Origin of the sequence: Streptomyces sp. NPDC059443 (assembly GCF_042750105.1) — a bacterium.
Classification (GTDB): domain Bacteria; phylum Actinomycetota; class Actinomycetes; order Streptomycetales; family Streptomycetaceae; genus Streptomyces.
The window spans coordinates 79398-85397 of record NZ_JBHYVM010000020.1 but is presented as its reverse complement, the minus strand read 5'-3'; the positions used below and the strand labels follow the sequence as shown (position 1 = coordinate 85397).

At 70.3% G+C, this 6000-nt stretch carries 7 protein-coding genes; 5 read left to right on the top strand and 2 right to left on the bottom strand.

Translation table 11 applies throughout. From position 1 onward, the window contains the following. Nucleotides 1–92 precede the first annotated feature (92 nt). Nucleotides 93–785 (bottom strand): antibiotic biosynthesis monooxygenase family protein, encoded by a 693-nt coding sequence (locus ACFXDJ_RS20380; RefSeq protein ID WP_384662544.1) that lies wholly within the window; start codon nt 783–785, stop codon nt 93–95. A 225-nt stretch (nt 786–1010) separates the two neighbouring features. On the opposite strand from ACFXDJ_RS20380, the gene ACFXDJ_RS20375 reads away from it, so the two are divergent. Genes ACFXDJ_RS20375 through ACFXDJ_RS20365 form a run of 3 tightly spaced genes read left to right on the top strand, consistent with a single transcriptional unit; the run spans nt 1011 to nt 3367 of the window. Next, entirely contained in the window at nt 1011–1457 is a 447-nt protein-coding gene (locus ACFXDJ_RS20375; protein ID WP_384662541.1) for a nuclear transport factor 2 family protein, read from the top strand. Beyond that, entirely contained in the window at nt 1454–2776 is a 1323-nt protein-coding gene (locus tag ACFXDJ_RS20370) for a cation:proton antiporter (protein WP_384662538.1), read from the top strand. Before ACFXDJ_RS20375 ends, ACFXDJ_RS20370 begins: the two co-directional genes overlap by 4 nt. A gap of 54 nt (nt 2777–2830) precedes the next feature. Continuing rightward, on the top strand, nt 2831–3367 hold the full coding sequence (locus tag ACFXDJ_RS20365) for a flavin reductase family protein (RefSeq protein ID WP_384662535.1): 537 nt from the start codon (nt 2831–2833) through the stop codon (nt 3365–3367). Between the two features lie 41 nt (nt 3368–3408). Here the strand turns inward: ACFXDJ_RS20365 and ACFXDJ_RS20360 are convergent, their stop codons facing one another. Continuing rightward, complete coding sequence (locus ACFXDJ_RS20360; protein ID WP_384662532.1) at nt 3409–3831, bottom strand: winged helix-turn-helix transcriptional regulator; 423 nt, start codon at nt 3829–3831, stop codon at nt 3409–3411. A 130-nt stretch (nt 3832–3961) separates the two neighbouring features. Between ACFXDJ_RS20360 and ACFXDJ_RS20355 the strand changes: the two genes are divergently transcribed. Together ACFXDJ_RS20355 and ACFXDJ_RS20350 are read left to right on the top strand one after the other, a co-directional pair. After that, on the top strand, nt 3962–5446 hold the full coding sequence (locus tag ACFXDJ_RS20355) for an MFS transporter (RefSeq protein WP_384662529.1): 1485 nt from the start codon (nt 3962–3964) through the stop codon (nt 5444–5446). A 13-nt stretch (nt 5447–5459) separates the two neighbouring features. Then, complete coding sequence (locus ACFXDJ_RS20350; protein WP_384662526.1) at nt 5460–5864, top strand: pyridoxamine 5'-phosphate oxidase family protein; 405 nt, start codon at nt 5460–5462, stop codon at nt 5862–5864. Nucleotides 5865–6000 lie beyond the last annotated feature (136 nt).

Sequence of the window (6000 nt, the reverse complement as noted above, 5' to 3'; positions counted from 1 at the left end):
CTGCGGGACTGAGGAGTCCCGGCAGCGGCACTTCCGAGGGTGGGCCACCGCCGCAGGGGGTGACGGCGGTGACCTGGTTCAGGCGGCGCGGATCACTCGCCGGCGCCGCGGGTGTGCACCACGCGGTAGGTGTTCTCGTCCTGCCACGTCTGCACGGTGGCGACGCGGGCGTCGACCTTCCGGCGTTCCGGGGTACGGTCCGCCTCGGCCTGGGCGCGGAAGGCGTCGTACGCCTCCTTGCCGTCCCACTGGGAGTACGAGACGACGAACTTGCCCTCGATGCCACGGGCACGGAGCCCGCGCAGCACGGTGTGGCTGCGGTAGCCGGGGACGTCGAGCAGGTACTCCTGGGAGGAGCCCAGAGCGTCGATCAGGTCCTCCTGGTCCGCCTCGGCGACACCGAAGAGCTCGATGGCGGTGTAGTCGTCGCGCTCCGGGGAGATCTCGACGCCGTCGAGCTCCGGCTTCGCCTGGACGAAGGCGATCTCGTTCTGGAGCAGGCGGATCGAGGTGGTGATCTCGCCGAAGAGGGGCAGCGTACGGTGCTTGAACTCCTCGCCCGAGTAACGGACTTCGAGGTCCTCGGTGCTGCGCCACTGGATGAAGTTGGCCGTGCCCGGCTTGTCCTCGCCCGCGTGGACGGTGCTGGAGATCCAGCCGTCGTAGGCTGCCGAGTCGACGATCTCACGCATCGCGGCGAGCAGCTTCACCTGCTTCTCGGGAGCGTCGGTCGAGAACAGGTTGAGAACAGTCAGGTGCTGACCGTCGGCTGCAATCTTCGGCATTCTCTTCTCTTCCATTCGAGGAAATGATGTACGAACGGCCGCCACTGCTGGCCGGTGTCACCAATGGAGCTTGGCAAAGGAACTGACGGCACGGAAGGGCTTCTCTGTCAGGAGCGCGGACGGTTCTGCAAAGTTTCCGGGGCCCTTTCAAGGATTTCCGCAAGTTCGTCAGAACTGTGAAAACCGGGCTTGGTCACCCATTGGAATGGAGGCCATGCTCGGTTAATGCATCCAGGCCAGGCATTAGCCGACATACAAACGCTGCTGGACCGGTACCTCATCGGTCTCGACGACGAAGATCTGGACGACGCGTGGGCGGCGACCCTGTTCACGCGCGACGCCCGGGTCGAGTTCCCCATGAGCGGCCACAAGGGGCTCGCCGGACTCGCCGCCTACCACCGCGACGCGCTCGCGGCCTTCGCGGCCACCCAGCACCTGGGCTCGCCCGCGGTCGTGGACCTCAAGGACGAGGGGCACGCCGTACTGCGCGCCAACCTCGTCTCGACGCACGTCCACCACCCCGGCGTTCCCGGCCGTCCGCTGTTCACCGTCGGCACCCTGGCGACCGGTGAGGCCGAACTGACCGGCGACGGCTGGAAGCTGGCCGCGCTGTCCTTCCGCGTCCTGTGGACCGAGGGCAACCCGCCGCCCGCGCCGGAGGAGGCCCGATGAACGTCCTGGCCGCCGGCGGCGGACTCAAGGACGCGACCCTGGCGATGCTGCTGCTCGACATCGGCGTGGTCCTGCTGGCCGGCGCCGCGCTGGGCCGGATCGCCCAGCGGCTGCGCCAGCCCGCGGTGGTCGGCGAGATCGTGGCGGGCGTCCTGCTCGGCCCGAGCGTCCTCGGCCTGCTGCCCGGCCACCTGACCGAGCGTCTCTTCCCAGCCGAGGTACGGCCCCTGCTGTCGGCGGTCTCCCAGGTCGGTCTGATCCTCTTCATGTTCGTGGTCGGCTGGGAGTTCGAGAAGCGCCTGATCAGGCCGCACGCCAAACTCGCGGCCGGGGTCTCGCTGTCGTCCATCGCCATGGCCTTCGGGCTGGGCGTGGCCCTCGCCCCCTTCCTCTACCCCGAGCACGCCACCGTGGCGGGCCACGAGATCTCCTTCATCGCCTTCGCCACCTTCCTGGGCACGGCCATGTCGGTGACCGCCTTCCCGGTGCTGGCCCGCATCCTCACCGAGAACCGGCTGCTGGAGACCAAGGTCGGCTCGCTGTCCCTGGCCAGCGCGGCCATCGACGACCTGCTCGCCTGGTGCCTGCTGGCGTACGTGTCCGCGCTGGTCACCTCGGACGGCGACTACGCGGGCCTGGCCCGGATCGGGCTGCTCAGCGCGGGTTTCGTCGCGCTGATGCTCCTGGTGGTACGGCCGCTGGTGGCGCGCCTGGTGTGGCGCTGGGCCGCGGCCGAGCGGTGGTCGGCGCTGCTGGCGGTGCTGTGCGCCGGCGCGCTCGGATCGGCCTGGCTGACCACCTGGATCGGCATCCACGCGATCTTCGGAGCGTTCCTCTTCGGCTTCGTGATGCCGCGCGAACCGGGCCTCGTGCTGGCCCAGCACCTGCGCAAGCCGCTGGACAACGTCAGCGTCGTCCTGCTGCCGGTGTTCTTCATCGTCACCGGGCTCGGCGTGGACCTCGGTTCGCTGACCGCCGGCGACTACGTGGCGCTCGCCCTGATCATCGTGGTGGCCTGCGCCGGCAAGCTGGCCGGCGCCATCCTTCCCGCCAGGCTGGCGGGATTCTCCTGGCGGGACTCCCGGGACCTCGGCCTGCTCATGAACACCCGGGGCCTGACCGAGCTGATCATCCTCAACGCGGCCGTCTCCCTGGGCGTCCTGGACGGGCGCATGTTCACCATGCTGGTGATCATGGCGCTGGTCACCACGGCGATGGCCGGCCCCTTGCTGTCCCGGCGCCGTACGGCGGCGTCCCCCGCCGTGCCCGCCCGGCCGCGCGTGCCCGAGGCCGCGGACCTGCTCACCCCACGTACCTGAGCCGTAGCCAGAGCCATAGCCAGAACCAGAGCCACAGACCAGAGAGGGTCCGTCGTGACCGTTCAGTCAGCAACCACCGAGGACCGGGCCCCGGTCGCCGGCCGCGCCCTGCGCGACGTGTGCGGCCACTTCGCCACCGGGGTCACGGTCATCACCTCCGGCGACGGCCAGGACACCGCCGGAACGACGGTGAACTCCTTCACCTCCGTCTCGCTGGATCCCCCGCTGGTGCTCGTCTGCCTGCACCAGAACTCCCGGCTGCTGCCGGTGGTCCAGGACAGCGGCGGCTTCGTCGTCAACTTCCTGACCCAGCAGCAGCAGGAAATAGCCTGGGCGTTCGCCGGCCGGGAGTCCGCCCGGTTCGAGGAGGTGCCGCACCACCGCACGGAGGCCGGACTTCCGGTGCTCAGCGAGGCGCTGGCCTTCCTGGACTGCCGGCTGATAGCCGAGTACGACGGCGGGGACCACGCCATCCTCCTCGGCGAGGTCGTCGAGCTGGGCGCGCCCGCCGCCGAAGAGGATCCGCTCATCTTCTTCCAGGGGAGCATGCGGGAGCTGGACCGCGGTTCCGCGGACCTGTCCTCCCGCTGACTCCGTGTCCGGCCGCCCGGGTCAGTGGTCGACTGCCCCGGTCAGTGGCCGGCCGCCTGCTCGACCGCGCCGTCGAACTCCCGCCGCGCCCGCTCCACCCGGGGCAGGTTGTCCGCCGACCAGTCCGCGAGGTGGGCGAAGAGCGGAGCCAGACTGCGCCCGAGCTCGCTGATCTCGTACTCCACCCTGGGGGGCACCTCGGGGTAGTACGTGCGCACCACCAGACCGTCGCGCTCCAGCTGCCGCAGACGCTGCGTCAGCACCTTCGCGGTGATCGTGCCGATGTTGCGGTGCAGCGTCACGAAGCGCTGGACCCCGAACTCGTTCAGCGTCCACAGGATCGGTGTCGTCCACCGGCTGAAGACGATGTCGAGCACCGGGGCGATGGGGCAGGCCTGCTCCGACGTCACCTGGGCCTCGTGAGCCGCCGCTTCGCTCGACAGGGCGGTGCTGCTGCTGTTCATACCGGTCCTCCAGGAAGTCACTTTCCTCTAGGTACCTACTTTACTGAGGGTGGTAGCTTCCCGAAAGCCACCACAGCCGTTCCCTTATCTCCGTACTCCCGTACCCCGTCCCCCCGTTCCGAGGAGTGGCATGTCGATCCAAGAGTCCCTGCGAACCCCCACAACGCCGCCGGCCGGGCCCGTCCGCCGGCCCGGGCTCATCCTGGCGTTCCTCTGCCTTGCGGGCTTCATGACCTTCCTCGACGTGTCCATCGTGAACGTCGCGCTGCCCACCATCGAGACCGAACTCGGCATCTCCCAGACCGCCCTGCAGTACGTGGTCACCACCTACGGCATGCTGCTCGGCGGCTTCCTGCTCCTGACCGGCCGCCTCGCCGACACCCTCGGCCGCCGCCGGATGCTCCAGACCGGCCTGGTCCTCTTCGCCGCCTCCTCGCTCCTCGCGGGCCTGGCCCAGAACGCCACCATGCTCATCGGCGCGCGCGGCGCCCAGGGCCTGGGAGCCGCCTTCATCGCGACGGCCGCGCTCAGCCTGCTGACCAACAACTTCGAGGAGGGCCCGGCGCGCAACAAGGCGCTCGGCGCCTGGGGCGCCCTCAGCGGCGTCGCCGCCGTCGCCGGCGTCACCCTCGGCGGTCTGCTCACCGACGGCCCCGGCTGGCGGTGGATCTTCTTCCTCAACGTGCCCATCGGCATCATCGGCGCCCTGATCGCCCCGCTGGTCGTCGACGAGAGCCGCGCCGCCGAGCGCACCCGCAGCTTCGACGTAGCCGGCGCCGTGGTCCTCACCTCGGGCCTGATCCTGCTCATCTTCACCCTCGGCCAGACCGTCTCCGACTCCGACGTCCCCACCTTCCGCATCTACGGGGGCTTCGCGCTGGCCGCCGCCCTGCTGGTCGCCTTCCTCTTCATCGAGCGCCGCGCCAAGGCCCCGCTGATGCCGCTGCGCGTCTTCCGCCGCCCCTCCCTGCGCGCCGCCAACGCCATCGCGATCCTGCTCCTCGGCACCTGCGTCAGCCTCTTCTTCTTCGCCAGCCTCTTCATGCAGCAGGTGCTGGAGTACTCGGCCATCACCACCGGCCTCGCCTACGTGCCCCTCGCCCTGACCACCGCGGTCGGCGCGGGCGTCGCCTCCCAGGTCGTCACCAAGGTCGCGGCCAAGCCCGTACTGATGGTGGGTCTGACCCTGGTCAGCGCCGGCATGCTGCTGCTGTGGAGCGCCCCCTCCCACGCCTCCTACCTCACCGACCTGCTCCCCGCGTTCATCATCTGCGGCCTGGGCCTCGGCGCCTCCTTCGTACCGCTGCAGATCTCGGCCTTCGCCGGCTCCGAGGAGCACGAGGCCGGCCTGGCCGCCGGTCTCATCAACACCGCGCAGGAGATCGGCGGAGCCCTCGGCCTCGCCGTCGCCGCCACCTTCGCCTTCCGCCGGATCCCGGAGCTGACGGCCGCCACCCACGGTGTGCCCGAGCTGATCCGCGAGGCCCGCACCACGGTCTTCCACGACGCCTTCCTGATCAGCGCCGGATTCGCCGCGGTCGCCTTCCTGGTGACCCTGGTGCTGCTGCCGCTGACCAGGGCCAAGGACCAGCCGGCCGGTACGCCGGCCCACTGAGAACGGAACTCCCATGGCACCGACACCCACCCAGGCACTGCGGCTGTCCGCCGAGGCAGAGGCCTTCCTCGCGGAGAACCACCTGTGCACCTTCACCACGCTGCGGCCCGACGGCAGCCCCCACACCGCACCCGTGCGCTTCACCTGGGACGGTGAGGCGGGCCTGGCCAGGGTCATGACGACCGCGGCCCGCCGCAAGGCCCGCAACCTGCTGGCCCACCCCGGCAGCCGGGTGTCGGTCTGTCAGATGGCGGGCTGGCAGTGGCTCACCCTGGAGGGCACGGCCACCCTCTCCACCGACCCCGCCCGGGTCGCGGAGGGCATCCGCCGCTACACCCGGCGCTACCGGTCGGCGCCGCCGCGGCCGCAGGGCCTGGCCGTCGTGGAGATCCGCGTGGACCGGGTGCTCGGCGGCTGAAAAAGGGCCGCAACCCGAAAGACGCGCCGCGAGGGTGCCGGAAGCAGTCTGTATTGCCCCCCCCCCCCGCCCCGCGCCCGGGGGAGACAAACCACACCCGGGCGGACCCCAGCCAACACGACCAGCATTAGAATAA